Here is a 23,093-nt window from a genome sequence, read left to right on the forward strand (position 1 = left end):
GTATGGCATCAGAAAAATTTGAAGAAGGCCTGAAAATACGTAAAGAAGTTGTTGGTGAAGAGTATGTAAATAATTCGTTAAAGAACGCAGATGAATTAACCATGCCTTTACAGGAGTTAGTGACTGAGTATTGTTGGGGTAGTGTTTGGAGCAGAGATGGTTTACCAAGAAAAACGCGAAGTTTGCTTAATCTTGTTATGTTAACGGCGTTAAACCGCCCTCATGAATTAAGGTTACATTTAGTTGGAGCAATTAATAACGGTTGTAGCAAAGAAGAAATTATGGAAGCTTTGTTGCAAACGGCTATTTATTGTGGAGTGCCTGCAGCGATTGACAGCACTAAAATTGCCAAAGAGGTTCTTGCTGAACTGTAGATTTTATCAGTGCTTGCATGATCTATAAATCGGGCATTTTGGTGCCTGCTGCTGCCCGTCTTAGCCGCGTTATTTACGGCAATAAGTGACTCAGCAGACACAAAAACGAATGCGTTATTCCAATCTACTTATGCGACACGGCCGGTAGACCAAGTTGTTCACGAGCTTCTACTGGGTCGCTTACAACTCGTGAGCCGAGTCGTTCAATGATTTCACGGGCACGTTGAACTAAAGACTCATTGCTTGCTAAAACGCCTCTATCTAGATAAATGTTGTCTTCTAAACCAACGCGTACGTTACCTCCCAATAAAACCGCTTGAGCGACCATTGGCATTTCCATCCGTCCTATGCCGAATCCTCCCCAGTTTGCATTGGCAGGTAGGGCATTACGCATAGCCATCATACTCTCTGAATCAGCGGCGGCACCCCAGGTTAAACCCAGACAAATTTGGAATAAGGGATCATCATCAATTAGTCCCTCAGTCATCAACTGTTGAGCAATACGAATATGGCTAAGGTCGAATACTTCAAGTTCTGGTTTCACACCCCACTGCTGAGCTAATATGGCCATTTCCCGGAGACAATCCAGCGTGCTGACGTAGATGTCGTTGTCGCCGAAGTTCATAGTGCCACAATCTAGTGTGCATACTTCTGGTTGCACCGCTTTAATGTGTGCCATTCTCTCAACTGCGCTGATGAGGTCAGAACCTTCGGCTGGCATATTTGGGTTTTCTTGACTTGGTATCCAGTCGCCACCCATTCCCGCTGTAACATTGATAATAACATCAGTGTCGCTAGCTCGAACTAGACCAATCACTTCTTTGAATAATTCAATATCCCGTGAACCTTTACCTGTTATAGGATCTCGAACATGAATATGAGCCATAGCAGCACCGGCTTTGGCGGCAGCAATAACTGAATCAGAAATTTGTTGAGGAGTGACAGGGATATCTGGATGTTTGGCAAGCGTGTCTCCTGCTCCAGTTACGGCACAAGTAATAATTACATTGTTTTTCATTATATATTTCCTAGCAGTTAAGTTAGTCTGTAGTTTCAGCAGAAAAGTTATTGTTAGCATTTGCTATTATCAATATCGGACTTAATCTGGAGTGTCATTTTTTGGTTAAATTTATGTGTATTTTTGACTCTGGAAAGAGTTGGCTAATAAATCAAACATGTTAGCTGCAAATAATCACGTTAAAGGTAATTTACAATTTTTTAATGCGTTCTGGATGGCGACCAGACCTTCGTCCCTAGCTCGACTAAGCGTTATATAATCATTGTCACTAGCTTCACGAATACAGCCATCAACCATTTTATTGCGTAATGATTTAGTAAGTTCGGGCGCTTCAAGGCGTGTCCATGGAAGCTTTAGAGCGGGGCCGAATTGGTCGAGATTATAGGCCATGCCTCCTTCACCACCGCCGTTGTGAAAGGTCAGACAGGGGCCCATTAATGCCCAACGAGGCCCCGGACCATTGGTGATGGCAAAGTCAATTTCTTCAACGGTGGCTTCGTCATTATCTACCATGTGGAGGGCTTCACGCCAAATAGCTTCTTGTAAGCGAGTGGCAATAAAACCAGGAATCTCTTTGCGCAATACCAGTGGGGCTTTGCCTGCAATTTTGTAAAACTCAACTAACCATTCTACGGCTTCGGGGGCAGTTTGATCGCCTTTAACAATTTCCACTAAAGGTAATAGGTAAGGCGGGTTAAATGGGTGCCCTACCACCGTGCGTAGAGGGGTAGCACAGTGTGCTTGAATGTCGGTCATGGATAAACCAGAAGTGCTTGAAGCAATCACAACGTTAGTGGGAGCTAGGTTTCCTAATTGGGCATAAACACCTTGTTTCAAATCGATATTTTCAGGCACACTTTCCTGAATGAAATCTGCTGTGGAAACAGCCTCTTTGAGATTATTGGTGCAGGTCAAGTTGTCTAATGAGGCACCTTCAGACAGCCCTAGCTGTTTAAGGCTGATCCAGGCGTTTTCAATCAGCAAGCGCAGTGCAGGTTCTTCATCCAGACTGTGTATGTAGCTAGTGACGGTATAACCATGGGCTAAAAAATAAGCAGCCCAGCCTGCCCCAATTGGGCCTGCGCCAAGACAGGTGACGGCCTTGACATCGTTAGGGTTTATTGGTTTGAAGGTGGAAGTCATACTAAATATTCTCGTGTATTGAATGACGAATTCAAACAGGTGACAAAGGCAATATTCAGGTCCATTGTCATCTGATTTTCGGGTGCAGGTATCAGCTTATTTACCTTTAAACGCAGGTGCGCGTTTTTCTACAAATGCTTCTACACCCTCTTGTGCATCGTCTGATGACAGCAGGGCGCGGTATGTAGGCAGGTCGGCTGTTCGCATGGTTTTAAAGGCTTCCTGGATTGTGTCACCTTCAATAGCACGCATTAATTCTTTTATTGATTGCACCGCTAGTGGTGCAGAATTGGCTAATTTTTCAGCCCAAGCTCTAGCAGCTTCCATTAGTTTCTCTTGAGGTACGACTTTGTTAACCATACCGTAGCTTGCCGCTTCTGTTGCAGACATGCGCTCGCCAATTAAAAACATTTCCATTGACTTGTTGTAGGGCAGGCGCTTTGCAAGGCGCTGTATTGCGCCAGCATCAGGGACAAGACCAAGAGGCAGTTCTGGCAAGGCAAATTCAACATTGTCGCTAGCAATCAATAAATCACAGGCTAAGGCGAGTTCAAAGCCACCACCAATGACCAGACCATTTAGTGCGGCAATAACGGGCTTATTCAAATTCCACATTTCGGTTAGGCCAGCAAAACCACCCGGGCCATAATCATCTTCCCACCAATTATCAGTTTGCATTTCACCGGCGTTGAGGGCTTTTAAATCCCACCCGGCACAAAAAATTCGATCGCCAGCGCCAGTAATAATACCGACGCTTAATTCAGGGTCATCACGAAGCATAACAAAGGCCTCACCAAGTTTCTGACTGATGGTAATATCAATTGCATTGGCCTTAGGGTTGTCGAGGATAATTTCAAGTATGCGACCATTACGTGTTACTTTGACCTGCTCTTGCATTTTGCTTCCCATTAAATTCGTCATGAAGCAAACATAATGTGGCAAACTAGTGTTATCGATTTTATGTTTTGCGACATAATAAGCACTAATTCGACACTTATGTTGAAATAGGATTTGATGATTGGGCTGCAAAAATTGGCGGGCTAATCTGTGCGAAAAATAACGGAAGTCAAAAGTAGAGTTTTCTCGTAAACTTTATGCAGGAGACCCATATGAAAACATTGAAATCTAGATTGCCTCCGTTGAAAAGTTTGCTGGCTTTTGAATCGGTTGCAAGACATCTAAGTGTTACCAAAGCAGCTGAAGAGTCTTGTGTTAGCCGTGAAGCGATTAGCAGGCAGATTCGCGTTCTTGAAGAGTATTTAGGGGTTAAGTTATTTGACCGTTTACATCGAGCGATGAGTTTGACGAAGTCAGGTAAGGATTTTCAAATAACGATTAACGAGAGTTTGGAGAGTATCGCTGAAGTTTCAGGCAGGATTAAAAAAGATGTTCAACCACTAAAGATTTCAATAGCATCAACTATCGCTATCTCTTCGTTTTGGTTTACTCCACGACTCATGAAGTATAAAGCACTATTTCCTGAGGCGGAGTTTCGGGTAGCAGTGTCTGATCAACCTTGTGATATGGTGGCGGATAAGATTAATATTGGTTTTCGTTATGGGGAGGGTAACTGGCCGGGACTGGCTTCAATAAAATTATTCGAAATTAATTCATTTCCGGTCTGTACGACCGAATACCTAAAGAACGCACAGCCTATTCGTTCAGCAACTGATTTACTTGATCATGCGTTGATTAATCTTAACGGTGATTTTCACGCGGACGAGGATTGGGATTGGTGGTTAAGAGGGCATGGTGTAACCATGTCCTCATCTTTCAAAACATTAGACTTCGATAGCTATGCGAACGTTATCCAGGTTGCATTAGATGGCCAAGGTATAGCCTTGGGTTATAGTGGTTTGGTCACAGATTTACTGGCGAATAAAAAACTCGTGCAACCGTTGAATATGTCCCTGTCTAAAAACAGAGCAGTTTATCTTGTTTATCCCAATGGGGTTGAACTGTCGCAACAAGCAGGAAATTTTATTGATTGGGTATTAGAAGACTCAGCGTTGTCCAATAAACGTTCCGATCGATCTGAGCCACCAACTTTAATTTGATTTTTTATACCCCTTTTTACAAATATTCCTATCTGGAATATGTTTGCGTTTATCGAAAATTTTATAGTTATGTCGAAAAGCTGAAATACGGCCGTTTGAAATTCTCAGATTATCACCTAATCATATAAATTTTTTGAAGCAATCAGAGAGAGCAAATGGCGCTAACACGTTCAGAGACTATAGCTAGGCTTTTTTCACCAAAAACTATTGCATTTATTGGTGGTTCTATAGCAGAAATGTCAATTAAACGTTGTCAGGACATGGGCTTCCAAGGGGAAATCTGGCCAGTGCATCCAACGAGGGCATTTATTGCTGGGTATAAATGTTATGCCGCGGTTAAGGATTTGCCCTCAGCACCAGATGCGGCTTATATCGGCGTTAATAAAGAAATTACGGTACAAGTTGTTCAACAACTATCTAAACTTGGTGCCGGTGGGTGCGTTTGTTATGCCGCTGGGTTTGGTGAAATCGGTGAAGAAGGTCAGCTAATAGAGAATCAGCTCATTGCTGCTGCTGGCGATATGCCATTAGTTGGGCCTAATTGTTTTGGTTTTGTGAATTATTTGGATAAATGTGCACTGTGGCCATATTTATTTGGTAATTATCCAACCACAGTTGAAAGCGGTGTCGCGATTATTTCTCAAAGCGGTAATATTGCCATGAATATTACTATGAATGATCGCTCGGTAAATTTTACCCATGTGATAGCAACGGGTAATCAATCGGTATTGGGTGCTGGGGATTATATCGATGCATTATTGTTGGATGACCGGGTTAATGTTATTGGTATGTATATTGAAGGCCTTGATAATATTGAAGTATTCAGTCGTGTTGCTGAAAAAGCAGTACGTAAAGGCGTGCCTATTGTTGTGTTGAAAGTAGGTAAAACAGATGCGAGTGCACGTCAGACTGTCAGTCATACCAGCACACTTGCTGGCTCAGATTCGCTTTATAGTGCCTTATTTGAACGCCTAGGTGTGATAAGGGTCGATTCTTTGAGTCGTTTGCTAGAGACAGTGAAAATCTTAAATATTGCCAAACCTATTAGCGGGCGCAATATTTTTAGTTTGTCATGTTCTGGCGGTGAAGCAGCCATAATTGCTGATTTAGTGCCTGAATATCAACTGGAAATGCGGGCGTTTTCCGCCCCCCAAATTGCAGAGTTGGAAGATGAGTTGCCGAGCTATGTCACTATTTCCAACCCGTTTGATTACAACACCTCGATATGGGGTGATAAAGCAGCTCAGGAACGTTGCTTTACCGCCTCGATGAAAGGCGACCATGATGCAGCTATACTGATTTATGACCATCCTACGGTTACAAGTGATGCAGTGGCTGAGGAAGTGGCTGAATGGAATATGGCTTTGGATGCCTTTATTGCTGCACACAAAACAACAGGCAAGCCCGCTTTTGTAATTTCTACTATTAGCGAATTGCTACCGGTAGAATTGCGTGATTATCTTATTGATAATGGCGTTGTGCCATTACAAGGTCTCGATGATGGTTTGTTTGCCTATTCTGCTGCAGCTAAATATGCAGAATTTAGAGCAACTCGATTATCGCAACTTACTTTACCTAGAGTCTCAACGTCCCAATATGGGGCTGATGTTGCTACCCAGACGTTTGATGAATGGGTCAGTAAGTCTAGTCTTAAAGCATTTGGTCTGCCGGTTCCAGTTGGAGCAGTAGGTCATGCTGAAGAAGTCTCGGCCATTGCTGCTGGAATTGGCTTTCCTGTAGTGTTAAAAGCGGTTGGCACTAGTTTTCTACATAAATCAGATTTGGGCGCCGTAAAACTCAACTTAAAATCCCTTGAAGAAGTTGAAGAGGCTGCAAGAGAGGTGAGTGTATCTGTAGCCAAAAGCGGACAAAATGTAGAGACTTTTCTCGTTGAATCAATGGTTCACGATGCCGTTGCTGAATTGATTGTTGGGGTTAATCGCGACAGTCAATTTGGGCTGGCATTAGTTATTGGGGCAGGTGGGATACTGGTTGAATTGCTAAATGACAGTTGCAGTTTGTTATTGCCGACAGATAAGCAAGCGGTTGAACGTGCGCTTGATTCGTTAATGGTGATGAGGATGTTAAAGGGTTTTCGCGGCCAGAAGATAGGTGATATCAACGCCCTTGTTGATGCCATACTCGCGATTGCTGATTATGCAGAGGCCCATTGGGACAACTTGCTAGAGCTGGATATAAATCCATTACTGGTGCTTCCACAAGGGCAAGGTGTAGTCGCAGCGGATGCATTAGTCATTGTTGCCAATCGGCCTTAGCCATAGCAATGATTGATGAAGTTATTACAACAATTTTGATAAAGTCAGCGCGGGGTTTGTTAACCTATTTTAGGCCCCATCTTAGAGAAATTTTCTCCATAAAGTAATAATATCGTCGAATTTATTGTATAGTTGGCGAAATAGTTTTATTTGTTAGTGGTTTGGATTAATAACCTAGCATCACAGTGAAGTAAGTTTGGAATGGCCATTTATAGGTTAAATCAGCGCTTGTTTATGTATGTAACAACAGAATAGTAGTGCATGAACCCATATGTTTTAGAATATGAAATGACTTTGGATCAAATGTTAGATGTCATCGAAAAGCTGCCGTAATTACATATAAGTTATTGGGAGGGGTCCATGATTTATGAAAACATCTCGAACGAATGCCGTACTTTCGCTATTCTTTTGACATCAAAGTTTAGTTTATTTACGCTGACTTCTCTTATTGATCCTATACGGATTGCTAACAATTGTAGTGGAAAGACATTGTATCAATGGGAATTTCTATCTGCCGAAGGTGGTGGTGTTGTTTCATCTGATGAAATCACTGTGCAGACTAAGGCGATATCCACTGTTGATACTCATTGGGATACGGTTTTTGTTTGTAGTGGCTGGAATGCTGAGCATTATGATAATCCGGAAGTTCTGCATTGGCTCCAGGCAATGGCTCGGACAGGTATTATTATTGGTGCTGTTGAGATGGGTTCCTATATTCTTGCTAGGGCAAATTTATTGTCTGGTTATTCTGCAACTATTCATTGGCATTGTGTAAATGCATTTCAAGAACGCTATCCTGAAGTTGATATTCAGGAGCAGGTTTTTGTCGCCGACAGAAAAAGAATCACCTGTGCAGGTGGTACGTCATGTTCGGATATGATGTTGCATGATATTGCTTCAAATCATGGCAAGACGCTGGCTTGTGATGTAGCAGATCACATGGTTAGTGCTGAGACTAGGCCTTCGACGGCGCAACAAAAGAGAGCGCAGTCGCGCACACAATTAAACGTGCCACTATTCTTGAATGAAGCGATTGAACTCATGGGCCATAATGTTGAAGAGCCGATCACGATTCCAGAAATATCGACATTGTTGGGGCTTTCCCAACGAAAACTGGAAAGACTGTTCGATCGATACTTTTGTTGTTCAGCGGTCACTTTTTACAAAGCACTAAGATTGCATCGTGCTCGTGCTTTATTAACGCAAACGAATATGCCTGTGATTGATATTTGTGTGGCCACAGGCTTCAATAGCTCGTCCTATTTTAGTAAGGCTTATCGAGATCTTTTTGGCATATGCCCAAGTGATCATCGCAGAGCATGGCCTGATACCAAAATACTGCCAGAATGGCCGGAGTTAATTACTAGCTTCCGAAATAATGCTGTACTGAGTAGGGCTTAGTCTCAGCATGTCAGGACTGCCCTTCTCACTGCATATATCAACTGTCATGCCAAGACCTATGCATTGTTTCTAATGCTGTGGCCAGATGTACTTGACCACTGCCACCTGACGTAACTTGTAAGTGACGTTGTGGTTACGGCTCACGAATTGTTTTTTTGGATAACCTGTGAGTGCTTTCTTAATAGCTCATTATAAAAGAGGCTAATGGCTTTAAATGCATCATCGGTGGTATTAACACTGAAATCTCATTATATAAAGCAGATATTTATCAATTTGGAGATTCATCTAGATGACTATAACCCAGCAGTTAATTACGCTAATTCGTAATAAAGCGGTTAGTGACGGTGATTTACAGCGAGCTGCATTTTTTACTCTGGATGCGATTGCCAATACGCTGGCTGGGCGCAATAGTGAACCAGGTAAAAAATTGCTGACATGGGCGGCCAGTCAAGGATGTGATGCAGGTCGCAAAGCGTTGGTGGCGGGAAGTTTAACGCACATTTTGGAAACTGACGATTTACATCGCGCTTCAGTAACCCACCCTGGTTGTGTTGTGGTACCTGCAGTTCTTGCTTTGGCAGAACGTGAATCCAGTAATGGTCGAGAAATACTGTTAGCGGTTTTGCAGGGCTTTGAAGCAATGTGCCGGATAGGTATGGCCGTCGGTCCTGCCCATTATCGCATCTGGCATAATACAGCGACTTGTGGCCCTTTTGGCTCAGCTATGGCGGCAGCGTGTTTATTGAAACTCAGTGATGAGCGGGCGATGTACGCCTTAGGCAATGCTGGAACGCAGTCTTCAGGGTTCTGGGAGTTTCTTGAAACTGGGGCTATGAGCAAACATTTGCATGCTGGGCGGGCCGCTGAAGCAGGCATTGTTGCTGCTGATTTGGCGTTGTTGGACTTTACTGGTCCACCTCAGGTACTTGAAGGCGACAAAGGCTTTTTCAAGGCGACTTGCGAGGATGCCATGCCTGAGTTGGTGACAGCAGAACCCAATTTGCCATGGCAGCTATCTAATACTTCAATTAAACCCTGGCCTTGTTGCCGGCATACTCATCCGGCTATTGATGCTGCCTTGGAATTACATGGGCTATTACAGGGTAAAGAGGTTGAGACTGTACATATCGATACCTATCAAGCAGCGATGGATGTGTGTGATAGGCCACAACCTGATAGTGAATATGCCGCTAAATTCTCGCTCTACCATTGTGTTGCTGCCGCATTAGATGCGGGGGAAGTGGTTTTTGACTCTTTTTCAGAGACTAGCCGTAGCCGTTTAAAATCGTTGCGGGAGCGTATCACTGCTGTAGTGGCCAATGATTATGACTCAAATTATCCTGTAACGTGGGGCTCGGCGGTGACTGTAGTGACCTGTTGTGGAGAGCGGTTTTCAGCTCAGCGGCAGGGGGCTAAAGGAGATCCTGAATTAGCGCTTAGCGATGATGAAATGATAGGCAAGGCAAAAATGCTGTTGGCCCATGCTGGTTTGAACAATGAGACGGCGCAACAAATTATTAATGCAGTACTAGGGTTGCCAAAGACTAATGCGTCTCCTGCAGTGGTTAAACAGGTGATTGCTTATTTACGTTAGTGATCAGCCTATTTATGTTTTTGAGCGGAGAAAGTAATAGTGGATACTGAAGTATTACACAATTGGCTGGGGCGCGATGAACAACGCCAGCGAGCCAAAGCACAAACGCTGAACTATCATCTTTGTAATACTAATGATTAAAGTCAGGGGATGTTCTATTGATTATTTATCTAAATCACCTTGTAGCACGCCATTTCTACCCCAGTCATCATCCTTGAGATCCTGAAATATAATCATTACGCCTTCTCCAGGAACACCATAAACATCAACAAAAGCCTCAGTGATTTTTTTCATCACTTCAGTTTTTTGTTGTTTTGTTCTACCAGCAATTTGCTGAATTGTTATAACAGGCATAACTATGACCTCTATAAAACGTAAATTATGCTCAAGTCAGCAACCACTGCTGGCTTAGTTTAAATAGACCCAAAACACCCACTATTATGCTTCGTAGGGCCGTAACAACGAACGAGAAATAATATGCCTCTGAATTTCAGAAGTACCATCCCAAATACGTTCGAGACGAGAGTCCCGCCACAAACGTTCTATTGGCATTTCCTCCATCAACCCAGCACCACCAAATATCTGTACCGTATGATCAGCAGCACGGGATACCAATTCGGAGGCAAATAGCTTCGCCATCGCTGCATCCTCTGGTTGCATAATACCATTATCAGCTTTCTGGCAAGCATGCATCACTAACAGGTCTGCAGCTTGTAATTCTGTAGCCATGTCTGCCAGTTTAAAAGAAGTGCCTTGAAAAGCACCAATGGGTTTTCCAAACTGTTTACGCGTTGCCGCCCACTCGGTAGCAAGATTCAACAAACGTTCTGTTTTACCGCAGCTTTGTGCACCAACCCATACCCGGCCCATGCCTAACCACTGATCAGCCAGCTCGAAACCTTTGCCTTCTTCTCCAAGAATCTGACTTTTATGTACTCGACATTGATCAAAATTTAGTTCATAAGTTCGGTAAGCACGTTGGGCTGCACAAAGTGGTCCCAAATTCATACTAAACCCTTTCTCATCACAATCCACCAAAAAGGCAGTAACGCGTTTACGTGGACCCCTGGGCGTTTCATTCATACCAGTAGTAGCAAATACAATTGCAAAATCTGGCGCACAGGGGCTACTAATATAATGTTTATTACCAGTAATCACGTAATCATCACCATCTGCTACGGCTCGGGTAGCCATAGACATAATATCAGAACCGGCACCTGGCTCGGTTAAAGCAAAGCACTCATGTTTTTCACCACTAACACAGGCGTTGAGGTATTTTTCTATTTGATCGCCCTCACAGGCCATCAGCAGTTCAGTAGGTCGTGCAATATTACCTCCTAAACCATAGCTTGCTTTACCTAGTTCGCGCTCCATTAAGCCCAAAGTCGTATAATCAAGCCCTCCACCACCCACGGATTCAGGCAGATTTGCAGCAAAGAAGCCCATTTCAAGAGCACGTTTTTTAATCTGTTCACAAAGCTCAGGCGGCACTAACCCAGCACGGTCAACTTCAGCTTCATGTGGGTAGACTTCTTGCTCAAGAAACGCGCCTAAAGAATTAAGAAGCATTTGTTGTTCTTCAGTCATTTGAAAATTCATTGGTGTCACTCATATTGATAATTGTTATTCGATTATGATTACGAATTTTGATTATCAAAACCTGTAATAATTCGACTAGAGTGATGATTATTCGCCAAAAAGTAGGGTGTTAGTGGTTGATAAAACCGTGGCCCATGTGATGGTAACATATGCCTTATCTGTCAAAACATAAGTTCCAAAGTGGTTAATACCACAAACTACTTTATGCCTTGTGAGGCTAAAGTCGCGAACTAGGACAACTCCTAATACATGTCCGCAAGGTGGCTGACTTAGATGGCTTGGGTCGACTACACGAAAAAATTACCGTGGCCTAGCGAGTGCGTAAAAGTCATCCAGCCAGCGTAGGCCTGGGGTTTATCTTAGTTCATTTACCACAGCTAACATGGCAGGTAACAGGGCTGCTCCGATGTCACTGCTGCGTTGTGCAGACCAACCGTGTGTTGCATCTGGTAGATTAAAGTTGTCGATAAAAGGCATCTCTAAGGTTAGCGATAAACAGTTATAGGTTTGGCCAACGGAGGCGCTAGCTAAAGAGAGGTTAGCTTGGCCTGGCAGGTCTGTGTCGTAGCCGTGTACTGTTTGGTAATCTGGATTGCTGATGAGAAGCTGTTGTTTGAAGTCTGCTTCTAGCTTAGCAAGTCTTGGACTGTATGCTGGAATACCTTGGTTATCTACTAAGAAAACGTAAGGGATTTCTTCGTCGCCGTGACAATCGATAAAAAGATCTACACCAGTCTCACGCATTTTCTGTTGTGTTAAAAATACTTCTGGGCTGCGCTCCATGGTGGCATCTATCCATTCACGGTTAAGGTTAACACCTACTGCGTTAGTCCGCAGGTGGCCACGTACACTGCCGTCTGGGTTCATGTTGGGGATAATATAGAATACAGCATCTTTGAGTAGCTTACGGCCACAGGCATCATTTGGGTCTAGTAGTTTTTGCAATAACCCTTCTATAGCAAATTCGGCCATGGTTTCGCCTGGGTGTTGGCGAGCAGTGAGCCAGATTTTACGCTTTTGTGTCGATGCATCTCCGATAGTAAGTAGGCTTAAAGGCCTGCCATCTAAGCTGTTACCAATGGTGGCCAGAGTGCAAATGTCGCTGGTTTGCGCCCAACCAATAAGGTCCTGATGCCGTTCCCATGAGTAAGGTGTAAAGTAGCTATACCAAACCAAGTCATGCTCGGGTGCGTGGTTAAATATAAGGCAGCCGTCTTCATAACATGTGGGCACCCTAAACCACTCTTCTCTGTCATAGGAAGCTACTACTTGAAAATACTGCCAGCCTTCAGCAAAAGCTGCGCCTGCGGCATTGATAAGGCTTAGTTTTAATTCGTCTCTATCCTTAGCGCCAGCAATACTAAAGTGAAACCACTGATAGAAATCCGACTGGTTATCATGACGTATAGCTAACTCGATAGGGTTGCTTTGAAGATTAATGACCTCAATGTTGCCGCTATCAAATTGGCTGTTAATGTGAAGTATCATGATAGGTTCCTTTATATAAGACCACTTGAGTCTGGGTTATGGGGTTCGGCGCAAGGTGGCAGGCAAGTCTGTGCTTGGTGGCTATTCGCCTTTGACCGTAGCAGGCCTCAAAGCCCTTAGGGTGTCGTTCTTGTAAGCTGTAACCCTGATGGGTAGGGTTGGGGTTAGGTATATCACCTGCGAGCTTGTGGTGCCCAATAAAGTTCATGCTAAATGCTGCTGAAGATAACTCGAGTAAGCATTACTCTAGACAAATTTAAGCTTAATCTCAATCGAAAAAATCATAGCGATGAAACCAATAGTGGGTGACAGAAAACAACGAATGGCTGGGATAGCAGGATTCGAACCTGCGCATGACGAGATCAAAACCCGTTGCCTTACCGCTTGGCGATATCCCAGAAATGTCCAAAAGACGGATCAAAATGGTGGCTATGACTAGATTCGAACTAGTGACCCCATCATTATGAGTGATGTGCTCTAACCAGCTGAGCTACATAGCCATTTTAATCATTCTCAAGCACAGTGGCTGCACTTGAGGACGCGAATTATTCCTTGTTTTGTGAGTGCTGTCAACACCCACAATCAAAGCTTTTACACATTAAATCGGAAGTGCACTACATCACCGTCTTTTACTCGGTATTCTTTGCCTTCCAAGCGCCATTTCCCAGCTTCTTTGGCGCCTTGTTCGCCGTTACCAGTAATAAAATCATTATAACTAACAACTTCAGCACGGATAAAACCCTTTTCAAAATCCGTGTGGATCACGCCAGCTGCTTGAGGTGCCGTAGCATTTTGCTTGACAGTCCAGGCGCGTACTTCTTTAACGCCTGCGGTAAAGTAGGTTTGTAAGCTAAGTAGTTCATAACCTGCGCGAATCACACGATCTAAGCCAGGCTCTGTCATGCCAATGTCAGACAAAAACTCACGTTTGTCTTCATCATCTAGCTCACTAACTTCGGCTTCAATTTGGTTACAGATAGCCACTACTTTAGCGCCTTCCACAGCGGCAAAGGTGTTTACTGCATCTAGATGAGGGTTGTCTTGAAAGCCATCGTCAGCGACGTTGGCAATGTACATGGTGGGTTTGCTAGTTAGCAGGTGAAAGCCCTTTACCATTGCTAGTTCGTCGTCGTTTAAGTCTAGGGTACGCACTGCAATACCTTCACTTAGTGGGCCCGCCAGCTTTTCTAAAAACGCCATGGTGGCTTGGGCTTCTTTGTCACCGGTGCGGGCAACACGATGCACGCGAGCTTTTTGCTTTTCTACAGAATCTAAGTCAGCCAAGGCCAATTCCATGTTGATGATGCCAATGTCGTCGATTGGGTCAATACGGTTAGAGACATGAATTACGTTATCATCTTCAAAGCAGCGCACAACGTGGGCGATGGCGTCTGTTTCACGGATGTTAGCCAAAAACTTGTTACCCAACCCTTCCCCTTTAGATGCACCCTCCACCAAACCTGCAATGTCCACAAATTCCATGGTGGTGGGCAGGACGCGTTCTGGTTCAACGATAGCAGCCAAGGCTTGTAAACGTGGGTCTGGCATTGCCACAACACCAGCGTTTGGCTCGATGGTGCAGAATGGAAAGTTCTCAGCGCTAATGCCGGCTTTGGTAAGGGCATTAAAGAGAGTGGATTTGCCAACGTTAGGTAGGCCTACAATGCCGCAATTGAATCCCATGGGATACCTCTAGTAATTTTAATTAGACCACTTTTTTCAGGTCGTGTGCAGGTTGTTCATGGCTTTTTGCCATTGCCCAGATATGGCCTCTGGCATAACTTTTATTGCCTTGTCCATGGAATCCTGGGTGCTAATACGTTCTTCAAGGGGCGCTTTTTTTAATACGTAATTGGTCACTAACTTGGCATTGCCAGGGTGGCCTATTCCTATACGTAAGCGATGAAAATTCTTGTCGCCACTACGCTTGCTAATAATATCTCGCAATCCATTATGACCGCCATGGCCACCACCTAGTTTGAGACGTGCTGTGCCTGGCGGCAAGTCCAGCTCGTCATGGGCTACGAGGATGTTTTCTGTGTCGATTTTATAGAAGCTACACAGAGCTTGTACAGCCTGCCCACTTAAATTCATAAAGGTATTAGGGACGAGTAGGTGTACTTTGTGCCCAGCTACGAACCCTTGACCATAATCACCAAAAAAACGTTTTTCTGTGGTCAAGCTAATGCCTTCTTCTTTAGCTAACTTCACCAGCCAGTCTTGGCCTGCATTGTGTCGAGTTTGATCATATGTGGCGCCAGGATTGCCTAGACCAACAATAAGTTTGATGGGTACATCGGGTATAGAATTGGACATAGTCCCAGGGCTCCAAATAAAAACGCCCTTGTTAAATGAATAACAAAGGCGCTTATTACAACAACTAAGCGGTGCTAGTTTTAGCTGCCTTTGCTGCCAGTAATAGTAGCAATCGCTTGGTCGTGGTCATCACCTAGGCGCAGAGCGCGAACAGTAACGCCCTTTGGTAGTTGAATATCTGAAAGGTGAACAATGCCACCAATAGCCACATCTTGCATGTCTACGGTGACAAATTCCGGCAAATTAGCCGCCAAACAGGTGATTTCAACTTCGCTTTGAGCGTGAGATACCGTGCCGCCACTGATCTTAATGGCAGGAGCAGTAGCTTCGTTCAAAAATTTGATAGGAACCAAGATGTGTATTATGTTGGACTTAGTGACACGCAAGAAATCAACGTGTTGAATTTCTTGTTTGGCTGGGTGGCGCTGCAGATCCTTAACGATAACTGGCTCATCTTTGCCACCAATGTTTAGAGTGATCACAGAGCTGTAAAAGCCAGCTGTTTCAGAAGCTTTCCAAAGGTCTTTGTGAACCAAAGTGATGGATTGAGGCTTCTTGTTTTTTGCACCACCGAAAACGATAGCAGGTGTGCCACCAGTTAGACGACGTAGGCGGCGGCTCGCACCTTTCCCCAAGTCATCACGGGCTTCAGCATTTAGAGAGATAGACATTTGTCTTTCCTTATATATTGTCCTGGGCACTTGCGACCGGTGCACGGTAGGACGGTTAAAATGACCTAATAAAAGGCCGTTAATACTAGCGTGAGGTTTGCAGCCTAATTCTAGGTGCGAAACATCGCGCTAATGGATTCTTCGTTGCAAACGCGACGTACTGACTCGGCTAATAAGTCGGCCATAGTCAGTTGACGAATGCTTTTACAGGCCTTGCTGGCATCTGATAGTGGAATAGTGTCGGTTACTACCAATTCGTCCAGAGAAGAGTTAGTGATGTTGTCTACTGCAGGTCCAGATAATACTGGATGGGTTGCATAGGCAATTACGCGCTTGGCACCATTGGCCTTGAGTGCGTCAGCTGCTTTGCACAAGGTGCCAGCAGTGTCGCACATATCATCAACCAAGATGCAGGTACGGTCTGTAACGTCACCAATAATGTTCATAACTTCAGATTCGTTAGCCTTTTCACGTCGTTTGTCGATAATGGCCAAATCTGTATTTAGCTGCTTAGCCACTGCACGGGCACGTATTACGCCACCGACATCTGGAGAAACAACCAATGGGTGGTCGTAATTTTGGTTGGTTATTTCGTCCAACAACACAGGAGAACCAAACACGTTGTCTACTGGGATGTCAAAAAATCCTTGAATCTGTTCGGCGTGTAAATCAACAGTCAATACACGGTCAATGCCAGAACGAGCCATCATGTTAGCCACAACACGGGCGCTTATAGGTACACGTGCAGAGCGAGGACGACGATCTTGGCGTGCATAACCAAAGTAAGGTACCACGGCAGTTACACGAGCAGCGGAAGCTCGGCGCATGGCATCAGCCATCAAGATGAGTTCCATTAAATTAGAGTTGGTGGGTGCGCAGGTAGGTTGGATGATAAATACATCCTTGCCACGCACGTCTTCCAGCAATTCAATAGCACATTCCCCATCACTAAAGGTTGACACCTTAGCTTTGCCTAGGGGAACACCTAAGCGATCTACAACCATTTTAGCTAACGCTGGATGAGCACTACCGGTAAAAACTTTCAGTTTTGACACCTTGGGGCACCTATGCTTTTGCAGTTATAGTAAGACGCAAACCTATGTCTGCGTCGGAGAATATGGCTGGGATAGCAGGATTCGAACCTGCGCATGACGAGATCAAAACCCGTTGCCTTACCGCTTGGCGATATCCCAGAAATTTCAGGCGCATATTTTCTCGGAAATAGCCTCTTATGTCAACCTAATTCGAGCCTTTACTCTGGGCTCGGAATGGGCGCAAAGCTAGGGTTAAGACGAGGAAATGGGAACAGGTTAAACCAGCTTTTTAGCACCAAAACGAGACGTATATCGGTACCGATGATTTCAATTTTCTTGGGCATAGGTAAGCCGGTCACTTTGCTATAGGAGTGGTATGTCACCTGCCAACCCGCCTGTTCTATGGTGGCTGCTTCGCCTTCTGAATTATAGGAGACTTTTGCGCGGGTATCGGGATGCGGAATACCTCTAGCCCAGTACCTTAGTTCCTGCATGGGGAAGTGCCAACCAAATTCTTGTTTAAACAAAGCCTCTATTGATTCTGCCTCTACCTGACCTTTGCTGCTGGTGGCAATGGCAAGGCCTGGGCTGCCTTCTATGTGCAGCTGACCGCTCCCCAAAGGCCCATTAATTAACAAATCAAAATAGGCGGATCTTTGGCGCCACGTAAGTAAACCGGAGTTATTTTTATCATTGGCATAGACCGCCAATTTACCTTCTACATCCCATTGTACAAGTTTTGCTAGTTCCGCTTGTTTGTATGAAAAAGGTGCGTAAGCATGGCTTGGTATCGGTGGGTTTTTAGTTGCAGGTGCCGTACTACAGGCAGCTATGGCTATGCATATTATTCCTAAGGAAGTTAATTGTCTGAGACTTTTAAAATGGCTAGTCGCTTTGGAATTCATTTTGTGCGTCCAATATGGCTTGTTTAATAAGGGCATTATCTGGATCCCGGCTTAGGGCCAGATTCCATATTTTAAAGGCGCCTTCTGTGTCTCCAAGAGCCCATTTTACTACGCCCAAGTGTGCGGCTATTTCGGCCGCTGGCATTATATCATAGGCCTTGGTAAGCAAGGTTAGAGATTGTCGTAAGTGTCCTAGGCGATAACTAACCCAGCCTAGGCTGTCGATTATAGCCGCATTATTTGGCTCATATGCTAACGCCTTGCGAATTAATAATTCTGCTTTTTTTAGCTTAACGCCCTGCTCAGCATAGGCATAACCCAAGGCATTGAGTGCGTTTATGTGATTAGGTTCTATGTCAATAATGCGCTGAAACATCATCTCAGTGGTGTTGAACTGATGCAGGGATTGCGCGAGTATGGCATAACCATAGAGTAGTGGGATATTATTAGGATATTCTTGCAGTGCCTCTTGGTAAGACAGTGCGGCGGATGCAGTGTCGCCTATGTCTTGCAAATATTGGGTTTCTAAGACGAAAATTTCTGCAATTAAATCTTGGTTCTGGTGCCGAAGTCGATGAAAATAGACCTCTCTTTGGTCGTTATCTGGGTTTTCTAAGTCAAGCAGCAGGGTGAAGGCATTTAATCGATCTGATCCTTTCGTGACTTGGTGAAAATAACCTAAAGCTTGCGCTTGTAAATCTTGACGCAGGGCGCTGAGACCCATGTAGTAATAAGCACTATGGCTTTCTGGGTCTAGTTCGATCACTTGTTGTAGATGTGTGTACACCGCATCATAATGATGATTCTCGTAGGCTAGAAGGCCTGCAGAATATCTGTAACTAAGGTCTTCAGGGTAGCGCCTTGTTAGCTCATCGAAATATTCGTACGCCCGCTGGTACTGAGCCATTAACGTAAGCACCTGAGCATGCAAAGTAATCAAATGCCGTGGTGCCTGTTTTAATGGTTGAGTGTATTGGCTTAAGTAAGTATCTGCAGCTTCGATTTGTTGGCTTGCGAGTAATAGTTCTCCATAAACAACTTGTGCTTGCAGGTAGTGAGTATCCAGTGCCAACGCTTTGCCTATGTATATGATAGCAGTGTCAATCTGCTCTGCGTTTTGCGCTAGCAATGCAAGAGAGTAAAGTAGCTGTTTGTGGTTGGGGTAGGTGTGTAACCATGATTCAAACGCTCGTTGCAAATCTGCTTGGGTGGAGGCCGGTTCATTAATGCTTAAGCTAGTCACATAGGCAAGGCCGCCACCACCTTTGCGTTTAAGCGCTTCCCCTAAGGCTTGCGTCGCTTGTTCAAATTCTCCGTTCAGACTTTCTGCTTGGGCGATGTATTGCCAGGGTAATGGGTCTAAGGGGGAGAGTTGGCTCCATAAAAGGCTAGCTTGTTTTAGCAAATCTGGATTTTGGGCAAATTGTGCCGAGTAAGTGGCACGCTTTGCCGTATCCAGATCTTGGGTTGATTGGGCTGCTGCAAGAAGATGTATAGTGGCCTCTTCACTGTCCCCTCTTTGTAACGAAAATTCGCCAATTAAAAGGTGCGATAAGTTTGAACTGGTTAGGCTTTCTGCAGGGTGAGGTTGGGGTTGGTAACCCGTTTGTATTGGATTGCTGCAGCTCACAATCAAGGCGCAAGCTATCCCTACGCCAAGGTGGCGCAGGTGCAGCCAGTGGCAATTGAAGCGTGTATTAAAAGAAGAACGTGGCGACAAAGTGAAGGTTCTTTGATGATACGATAATAATTAAGTGTAACAAATAATGTGATAATGTGAGGCCTTGAATTAGGTAAAAATTATGTCCAACGGGCTGCTATCTGTAAATAGCTGTTGAGTTAGCCATGCAGTTGGCTATGGGGGCGGTTAAGTTTCGGGTATAATGTTGCCTTTAATAGCGTTTCGCAATTTTTTGGCACCTGCAGACCACCTCCATGACTTTGTTTGTATTTGGCATTAACCACACCACGGCCCCTGTTGATGTGCGCGAAAAGTTAGCCTTTGCGCCAGAAATTACAGCGTCTGCCCTCCAGCAGTTAGTCAGTCAAACAACTGTGTCAGAAGCCGCAATTTTATCTACATGTAACCGCACAGAAGTCTACGGCAGGCTGACTTTGGATGCTGTGCAAATTGGTGAGCCCCATTTGGTGGTTGCCAAATGGTTATCTGAGTTTCACCAAGTAACGTTGGATCAAGTACTACACCACAGTTATTTCCGACAGGCTGACCAAGCTGTTAAACACATGATGCGAGTGGCCAGTGGTTTAGACTCAATGGTGTTAGGTGAACCACAAATATTAGGCCAGTTAAAATCTAGTTTTTCTGTGGCGCGGCAAGAAAAAACCGCCACGAGCCATTTAATACGTATGTTCCAAAGTGCCTTTAATATGGCCAAGTATGTGCGTACGCATACCGCTATTGGTGAAAACCCAGTATCTGTAGCTTTTGCAGCCGTGGCTATGGCAAGGCAGATTTTTGCCCGTTTGGAAGACCAGACAGCACTACTAATTGGTGCTGGTGAGACCATAGAGTTAGTAGCTCGGCATTTGCACGACGCAGGCATAAAACAAATCATTGTAGCTAATCGCACCTTAGCGCGGGCAGAAGAGTTGGCTCATGAATTTAATGCTCAAGCGGTTTTGCTAGCCGACATTCCAGACTACCTAGCCGTTGCCGATATCGTTATTTCTTCCACCGCGAGTCAATTACCTATACTAGGTAAAGGTGCGGTTGAGCGAGCGCTTAAGCAACGTAAGCACCAGCTGATGTTTATGGTAGATATTGCTGTGCCTCGTGATATCGAAGCAGAAGTTAGTGAGTTAGATGACGTCTATTTATATACCGTTGATGATTTAAAAGACGTGATAGACGAGGGTATGCGTTCTCGACGAGAGGCAGCAAAAGCGGCCGAGGTTATGATTGAAGAAGGCCTTGTAACCTATCTGGAGTCCGAACGTTCATTAGATGCTGTTGGCACTATCCGTGATTATCGACAGCGTATGGAAGCTGTACGAGACGACGAACTAGAACGTGCTATGTTGCTGTTAGCCAAGGGTGAAGAACCACAGCTGGTTATGCAGCGCCTTGCCCGAGGCCTCACCAACAAAATGATGCATGCACCTACAGTGCAATTAAAGAAAGCCAGTGCCCTAGGGGACGACCAAAGCCTAGCGTTATTGCAAACCATGTTTGATTTGAATAAAACCTTATGAAAGCCTCAATACTTAGTAAATTAGAACGCTTGCAGGACCGTTATGAAGAGCTAGAAGCCTTGTTGGGTGTGGCTGAAGTCATTATGGACCAAGATAAATTTCGCGCCTATTCCAAAGAATATGCGGAGCTTGAAGATGTAGTAAAAAACTACGGACAGTACGTTCAGTTGCAAGCCGATATGGAAGAAGCTCAGCTAATGCTGGCCGAAGATGACGCCGACATGAAAGCCATGGCCGAAGAAGAAATTCTAGATGGCAAGAAACGTCAAGCAGAATTAGAATTAGAATTACAGAAGCTGCTGCTGCCAAAGGATCCAAACGATGGTCACAACACCTTTGTGGAAATTCGCGCTGGCACTGGTGGTGATGAAGCAGCTATTTTCGCTGGAGACCTATATCGCATGTACACTCGTTATGCGGAAAATATGGGTTGGAAGGTTGAGATTATCAGCCAAAATGAAGGTGAGCATGGCGGTTATCGTGAAATAATTACCCGCATGGTGGGTAATGACGTTTATTCACGCCTGAAGTTTGAGTCTGGAGCTCACCGTGTACAGCGAGTTCCAGAAACAGAATCCCAAGGCCGTATCCATACCTCTGCCTGTACGGTAGCGGTGATGCCAGAAGTGGATTCGGTAGAAGATGTGGATATTAATAAAGGCGACCTGCGTATCGATACCTTCCGAGCGTCGGGTGCAGGTGGCCAGCACGTTAACAAAACTGATTCTGCTATTCGTATTACCCACCTGCCATCTGGCACGGTGGTAGAGTGTCAAGATGAGCGTTCTCAGCACAAGAACAAAGCTAGGGCTATGTCTTTGCTGGCGTCTAGGTTGTTGTCTAGTGCACAAGAAGTGGTTGCCGCAGAGCAAGCGGATGCCCGTAAGAGTTTAGTGGGTAGTGGAGATCGATCTGAGCGTATTCGTACCTATAACTACCCTCAAGGTAGGGTAACGGATCATCGCATTAACCTGACGCTGTATAAGTTGGCCGATATTATGGAAGGTGAGGTGAATTGCATTATCGAACCATTAAGCAATGAACATCAGGCTAATTTATTGTCCTCGTTAGCAGAAAATGAAGGCTAAGCCTCGCTCTCTTCTTGGCACTAGCATCCACTCAAGCTATACGCGCCAGCAAGCACTAGCTCGGGCAAAGGAAGAGTTTGCTGGTGCTATAGAGCCAACGGACAGCCCTCGATTAGACGCTGAACTCCTGCTGTGCCACGTGCTATCTGTTACCAGCGCTAGTCTCTATACTTGGCCAGAGAAACCTTTAATGCCAGAGCAGTGGCAGAGTTTTTGGCATCTGGTTCAAGAGCGTTGTTTGGGTAAGCCCGTAGCTCACTTGCTTGGGCAGCAAGGGTTTTGGAGCTTAGTTTTACAGGTAGATGCGTCTACCTTGATCCCTCGTCCAGAAACGGAATTGTTGGTAGAAGTGGTGCTTGATCTCAACTTACCAGTTCAGGCCAGTGTGATAGATCTAGGTACTGGCAGCGGTGCAATTGCCTTGGCTTTAGCCAGTGAGCAACCCCAATGGCATGTTGTGGGTGTGGACCAGTCAGCTAAGGCGGTAAGCCTAGCTAAGATTAACGCCCACAATTGTAACCTAGAGCGGGTGAGCTTCTATCAGGGGGACTGGGCGCAAGGATTAGTTAAAGATGCTAACAAGCCGCTGCACTGTTTGGTTAGCAACCCCCCTTACATAGATGCAGAAGATCCACACCTAAATCAAGGTGACGTGCGTTATGAGCCTTTATCTGCCCTTGTAGCAGACAATCAGGGTATGGCAGATATCGATACCATTGCTAAACAAGCAGTGCATTTGTTGGCAGTGGGTGGTTGGTTGGCTTTTGAACACGGTTATGACCAAGGTTTAAAAGTAGCAAAGCTGTTAACCTACTTGGGTTTTAATTTGGTTGTCACACGCAAAGATCATAATGGCCAGGATAGAGTCACCTTTGGTCGATGGTCGGGTAAAGGGCCAGACAAATAGCCGTAGGAC

General features: G+C 44.9%; 20 protein-coding genes and 3 tRNA genes. 8 read left to right on the plus strand and 15 right to left on the minus strand.

All coding sequences use genetic code 11. From position 1 onward, the window contains the following. The first annotated feature begins 2 nt into the window (after window positions 1-2). Window positions 3-374: a carboxymuconolactone decarboxylase family protein gene (locus ABXT70_RS02765; RefSeq protein ID WP_443641660.1), complete on the plus strand. Its 372-nt coding sequence runs from the start codon at window positions 3-5 to the stop codon at window positions 372-374. A 124-nt stretch (window positions 375-498) separates the two neighbouring features. On the opposite strand, the gene ABXT70_RS02770 is transcribed toward ABXT70_RS02765, so the two are convergent. The 3 genes from ABXT70_RS02770 to ABXT70_RS02780 form a co-directional block, all read right to left on the minus strand. Then, window positions 499-1,392 (minus strand): 3-keto-5-aminohexanoate cleavage protein, encoded by an 894-nt coding sequence (locus tag ABXT70_RS02770; RefSeq protein WP_443641661.1) that lies wholly within the window; start codon window positions 1,390-1,392, stop codon window positions 499-501. Between the two features lie 174 nt (window positions 1,393-1,566). Then, window positions 1,567-2,535, minus strand: coding sequence for a 3-hydroxyacyl-CoA dehydrogenase NAD-binding domain-containing protein (locus ABXT70_RS02775; RefSeq protein ID WP_443641662.1), 969 nt, complete (start codon window positions 2,533-2,535; stop codon window positions 1,567-1,569). 96 nt (window positions 2,536-2,631) lie between these two features. Further along, a complete protein-coding gene (locus ABXT70_RS02780) occupies window positions 2,632-3,456 on the minus strand; it encodes an enoyl-CoA hydratase-related protein (RefSeq protein WP_443641663.1) in 825 nt (274 codons plus the stop codon). Window positions 3,457-3,644: 188 nt separating this feature from the next. On the opposite strand from ABXT70_RS02780, the gene ABXT70_RS02785 reads away from it, so the two are divergent. From ABXT70_RS02785 to ABXT70_RS02800, 4 genes are all read left to right on the plus strand, one after another. Beyond that, the gene (locus ABXT70_RS02785) at window positions 3,645-4,592 is read left to right on the plus strand and encodes a LysR substrate-binding domain-containing protein (protein ID WP_443641664.1); all 948 of its coding nucleotides are present in this window, start codon (window positions 3,645-3,647) and stop codon (window positions 4,590-4,592) included. A gap of 155 nt (window positions 4,593-4,747) precedes the next feature. Beyond that, a complete protein-coding gene (locus ABXT70_RS02790; protein WP_443641665.1) occupies window positions 4,748-6,868 on the plus strand; it encodes an acetate--CoA ligase family protein in 2,121 nt (706 codons plus the stop codon). 360 nt (window positions 6,869-7,228) lie between these two features. Then, window positions 7,229-8,269 carry a GlxA family transcriptional regulator gene (locus tag ABXT70_RS02795; protein WP_443641666.1) on the plus strand — a complete coding sequence of 347 codons (1,041 nt, stop codon included), beginning with the start codon at window positions 7,229-7,231 and terminating at the stop codon, window positions 8,267-8,269. A gap of 289 nt (window positions 8,270-8,558) precedes the next feature. Next, window positions 8,559-9,863 (plus strand): MmgE/PrpD family protein, encoded by a 1,305-nt coding sequence (locus ABXT70_RS02800; protein ID WP_443641667.1) that lies wholly within the window; start codon window positions 8,559-8,561, stop codon window positions 9,861-9,863. A 162-nt stretch (window positions 9,864-10,025) separates the two neighbouring features. Here ABXT70_RS02800 and ABXT70_RS02805 read toward each other — a convergent pair whose 3' ends face one another. The 12 genes from ABXT70_RS02805 to ABXT70_RS02860 form a co-directional block, all read right to left on the minus strand. After that, a complete protein-coding gene (locus ABXT70_RS02805; protein ID WP_443641668.1) occupies window positions 10,026-10,217 on the minus strand; it encodes a tautomerase family protein in 192 nt (63 codons plus the stop codon). 84 nt (window positions 10,218-10,301) lie between these two features. Then, window positions 10,302-11,450, minus strand: coding sequence for an acyl-CoA dehydrogenase family protein (locus tag ABXT70_RS02810; RefSeq protein ID WP_443641669.1), 1,149 nt, complete (start codon window positions 11,448-11,450; stop codon window positions 10,302-10,304). A gap of 366 nt (window positions 11,451-11,816) precedes the next feature. Further along, on the minus strand, window positions 11,817-12,950 hold the full coding sequence (locus tag ABXT70_RS02815; RefSeq protein WP_443641670.1) for a M14 family metallopeptidase: 1,134 nt from the start codon (window positions 12,948-12,950) through the stop codon (window positions 11,817-11,819). Window positions 12,951-13,273: 323 nt separating this feature from the next. Continuing rightward, a tRNA-Gln gene (locus ABXT70_RS02820) sits at window positions 13,274-13,348 on the minus strand. A gap of 25 nt (window positions 13,349-13,373) precedes the next feature. After that, window positions 13,374-13,450: transfer RNA gene (locus tag ABXT70_RS02825), tRNA-Met, on the minus strand. A gap of 91 nt (window positions 13,451-13,541) precedes the next feature. Further along, window positions 13,542-14,633 (minus strand): redox-regulated ATPase YchF, encoded by a 1,092-nt coding sequence (gene ychF / locus ABXT70_RS02830; RefSeq protein ID WP_443641671.1) that lies wholly within the window; start codon window positions 14,631-14,633, stop codon window positions 13,542-13,544. A gap of 36 nt (window positions 14,634-14,669) precedes the next feature. Beyond that, window positions 14,670-15,266: an aminoacyl-tRNA hydrolase gene (gene pth, locus ABXT70_RS02835; protein ID WP_443641672.1), complete on the minus strand. Its 597-nt coding sequence runs from the start codon at window positions 15,264-15,266 to the stop codon at window positions 14,670-14,672. 80 nt (window positions 15,267-15,346) lie between these two features. Continuing rightward, window positions 15,347-15,937: a 50S ribosomal protein L25/general stress protein Ctc gene (locus ABXT70_RS02840; protein WP_443641673.1), complete on the minus strand. Its 591-nt coding sequence runs from the start codon at window positions 15,935-15,937 to the stop codon at window positions 15,347-15,349. Window positions 15,938-16,047: 110 nt separating this feature from the next. Continuing rightward, window positions 16,048-16,992: a ribose-phosphate pyrophosphokinase gene (locus tag ABXT70_RS02845; protein ID WP_443641674.1), complete on the minus strand. Its 945-nt coding sequence runs from the start codon at window positions 16,990-16,992 to the stop codon at window positions 16,048-16,050. Window positions 16,993-17,055: 63 nt separating this feature from the next. After that, window positions 17,056-17,130: transfer RNA gene (locus ABXT70_RS02850), tRNA-Gln, on the minus strand. A gap of 59 nt (window positions 17,131-17,189) precedes the next feature. Next, entirely contained in the window at window positions 17,190-17,876 is a 687-nt protein-coding gene (gene lolB, locus ABXT70_RS02855) for a lipoprotein insertase outer membrane protein LolB (RefSeq protein ID WP_443641675.1), read from the minus strand. Continuing rightward, the gene (locus tag ABXT70_RS02860; protein WP_443641676.1) at window positions 17,857-19,596 is read right to left on the minus strand and encodes a hypothetical protein; all 1,740 of its coding nucleotides are present in this window, start codon (window positions 19,594-19,596) and stop codon (window positions 17,857-17,859) included. The genes lolB and ABXT70_RS02860 overlap by 20 nt, the downstream gene beginning before the upstream one ends. Before the next feature lie 215 nt (window positions 19,597-19,811). Between ABXT70_RS02860 and hemA the strand changes: the two genes are divergently transcribed. From hemA to prmC, 3 genes are read left to right on the plus strand one after another with little or no spacing between them, the layout of a single operon-like run. Continuing rightward, on the plus strand, window positions 19,812-21,089 hold the full coding sequence (gene hemA, locus ABXT70_RS02865) for a glutamyl-tRNA reductase (RefSeq protein WP_443641677.1): 1,278 nt from the start codon (window positions 19,812-19,814) through the stop codon (window positions 21,087-21,089). Then, window positions 21,086-22,177, plus strand: a complete 1,092-nt coding sequence (gene prfA, locus ABXT70_RS02870; RefSeq protein WP_443641678.1) for a peptide chain release factor 1 — start codon at window positions 21,086-21,088, stop codon at window positions 22,175-22,177. The genes hemA and prfA overlap by 4 nt, the downstream gene beginning before the upstream one ends. Then, a complete protein-coding gene (gene prmC / locus ABXT70_RS02875; RefSeq protein WP_443641679.1) occupies window positions 22,167-23,084 on the plus strand; it encodes a peptide chain release factor N(5)-glutamine methyltransferase in 918 nt (305 codons plus the stop codon). Before prfA ends, prmC begins: the two co-directional genes overlap by 11 nt. Window positions 23,085-23,093: the final 9 nt, after the last annotated feature.

It is taken from the genome of Candidatus Njordibacter sp. Uisw_039, from assembly GCF_047730075.1.
Taxonomy (GTDB): Bacteria; Pseudomonadota; Gammaproteobacteria; order Pseudomonadales; family Balneatricaceae; genus Njordibacter.

Excerpts from the sequence above, each read along its gene's own strand:
- ABXT70_RS02765 (WP_443641660.1), top strand. The coding sequence starts at position 3 with ATGGCATCAGAAAAATTTGAAGAAGGCCTGAAAATACGTAAAGAAGTT.
- ABXT70_RS02770 (WP_443641661.1), bottom strand. The coding sequence starts at position 1,392 with ATGAAAAACAATGTAATTATTACTTGTGCCGTAACTGGAGCAGGAGAC.
- ABXT70_RS02775 (WP_443641662.1), bottom strand. The coding sequence starts at position 2,535 with ATGACTTCCACCTTCAAACCAATAAACCCTAACGATGTCAAGGCCGTC.
- ABXT70_RS02780 (WP_443641663.1), bottom strand. The coding sequence starts at position 3,456 with ATGACGAATTTAATGGGAAGCAAAATGCAAGAGCAGGTCAAAGTAACA.
- ABXT70_RS02785 (WP_443641664.1), top strand. The coding sequence starts at position 3,645 with ATGAAAACATTGAAATCTAGATTGCCTCCGTTGAAAAGTTTGCTGGCT.
- ABXT70_RS02790 (WP_443641665.1), top strand. The coding sequence starts at position 4,748 with ATGGCGCTAACACGTTCAGAGACTATAGCTAGGCTTTTTTCACCAAAA.
- ABXT70_RS02795 (WP_443641666.1), top strand. The coding sequence starts at position 7,229 with ATGATTTATGAAAACATCTCGAACGAATGCCGTACTTTCGCTATTCTT.
- ABXT70_RS02800 (WP_443641667.1), top strand. The coding sequence starts at position 8,559 with ATGACTATAACCCAGCAGTTAATTACGCTAATTCGTAATAAAGCGGTT.
- ABXT70_RS02805 (WP_443641668.1), bottom strand. The coding sequence starts at position 10,217 with ATGCCTGTTATAACAATTCAGCAAATTGCTGGTAGAACAAAACAACAA.
- ABXT70_RS02810 (WP_443641669.1), bottom strand. The coding sequence starts at position 11,450 with ATGACTGAAGAACAACAAATGCTTCTTAATTCTTTAGGCGCGTTTCTT.
- ABXT70_RS02815 (WP_443641670.1), bottom strand. The coding sequence starts at position 12,950 with ATGATACTTCACATTAACAGCCAATTTGATAGCGGCAACATTGAGGTC.
- ychF (WP_443641671.1), bottom strand. The coding sequence starts at position 14,633 with ATGGGATTCAATTGCGGCATTGTAGGCCTACCTAACGTTGGCAAATCC.
- pth (WP_443641672.1), bottom strand. The coding sequence starts at position 15,266 with ATGTCCAATTCTATACCCGATGTACCCATCAAACTTATTGTTGGTCTA.
- ABXT70_RS02840 (WP_443641673.1), bottom strand. The coding sequence starts at position 15,937 with ATGTCTATCTCTCTAAATGCTGAAGCCCGTGATGACTTGGGGAAAGGT.
- lolB (WP_443641675.1), bottom strand. The coding sequence starts at position 17,876 with ATGAATTCCAAAGCGACTAGCCATTTTAAAAGTCTCAGACAATTAACT.
- hemA (WP_443641677.1), top strand. The coding sequence starts at position 19,812 with ATGACTTTGTTTGTATTTGGCATTAACCACACCACGGCCCCTGTTGAT.
- prfA (WP_443641678.1), top strand. The coding sequence starts at position 21,086 with ATGAAAGCCTCAATACTTAGTAAATTAGAACGCTTGCAGGACCGTTAT.
- prmC (WP_443641679.1), top strand. The coding sequence starts at position 22,167 with ATGAAGGCTAAGCCTCGCTCTCTTCTTGGCACTAGCATCCACTCAAGC.